Annotated in this window: 2 protein-coding genes and 1 pseudogene; all 3 read left to right on the top strand. The window is 34.6% G+C overall.

What is annotated here, in order from left to right; all coding sequences use genetic code 11:
• Positions 1–209 (top strand): annotated as a pseudogene (locus tag L4C33_RS22400) (hypothetical protein); the annotation flags it as partial.
• A gap of 357 nt (positions 210–566) precedes the next feature.
• The gene (locus tag L4C33_RS22395; protein ID WP_428814578.1) at positions 567–836 is read left to right on the top strand and encodes a PTS sugar transporter subunit IIB; all 270 of its coding nucleotides are present in this window, start codon (positions 567–569) and stop codon (positions 834–836) included.
• A gap of 10 nt (positions 837–846) precedes the next feature.
• The coding region (locus L4C33_RS22390) for a PTS transporter subunit IIC (protein ID WP_428814577.1) at positions 847–1,094 on the top strand (248 nt) is incomplete at its 3' end.

The following is a 1,094-nucleotide window of genomic DNA, read 5'->3' as shown; positions in this document are numbered from 1 at the left end:
TTGTTGTATTAATGAATGCCAACAATGAAGAAATTAGAATGCTGCTACCTGCAGTACAAAAAATGAAAAACAAAAGTGAAGAAGAAGATGAAATTGGAAAATCAGAAAAAGTAATTCCTACCTCTTTAAGTCAACTCACGAAACGAAGTAAGAAAACGAAAGACGTAAATAGCATGCTTAAGAAAATGCTTACAGAATATGGAAAATAACGCCTTTATTATGAAACACCTATATTAATACTCTCCTATTTAGCTTTTGTTTAAGTAAGTTTTTTGATGCTTAACCACTACTTTCTCGGTCTTGTTTCGACTCCATTCTATAAATGGCAAATCCACTCCTAGATTAATTTGATCTCCGTCACTCTTTAATATTTGTGCATTTCTATGACAACAAGTTTTAATGACATACGCATCAATAAAGCTTCATTTTGTATGATCTCCATCACAATCTCATTTTGACTTTGTGATGGAGATCCAGTCTATTCACCCTCAATTTCATTATGATTCCTACACAAAATATAGAGAATGCAATTTCGCATTCCGTTAATTCCAGTAGAGACAAATAACATGAAAAAGATCCTAGTAGTATGTGGTAACGGCCTTGGTACTTCACTGATGATGGAAATGGCAGTAAAAGAAGTTGCGAAGAAAATTGGATTTGAAGCAGAAGTAGATCATGAAGATCTTTCATCAGCAGCATCAAGCAATGCGGATATTTGGGTTGCAGCAACTGACGTAGCAAGCCAGCTAAAAGACGCAGGCAAAGAAAACATCGTTAGCCTTGCAAATATTTTTGACAAAGCTTCAATTGAAGAACAATTAAAAGCATTCATGTAAGGTTAATATTATGGAAAACTTTTTCGAGTTTATGCTCGGCTTATTAAAAGAGCCGGCAATAATGGTTGGTTTAATTGCGTTTATTGGTCTAGTTGCTCAAAAGTCTGATATTTCAACCATTCTAAAAGGCACTATTAAAACTGTTATGGGTTTCTTAATCCTAGGTTTTGGTGCCGGTGCTTTAGTTGGTGCACTAAATAACTTCTCAACTGTATTTACTGAAGCATTCGGTGTAAGTGGTGTTATTCCAAATAACGA

This window comes from Vibrio makurazakiensis (genome assembly GCF_050337375.1).
Lineage (GTDB): Bacteria > Pseudomonadota > Gammaproteobacteria > Enterobacterales > Vibrionaceae > Vibrio > Vibrio makurazakiensis.
Note: the sequence above shows the minus strand (reverse complement) of the source record. Positions and strands in the feature narration are given on the sequence as shown.

What these genes read in the sequence shown, in the direction of transcription:
- L4C33_RS22395 (WP_428814578.1), top strand. Translation starts at nt 567, where the DNA reads ATGAAAAAGATCCTAGTAGTATGTGGTAACGGCCTTGGTACTTCACTG.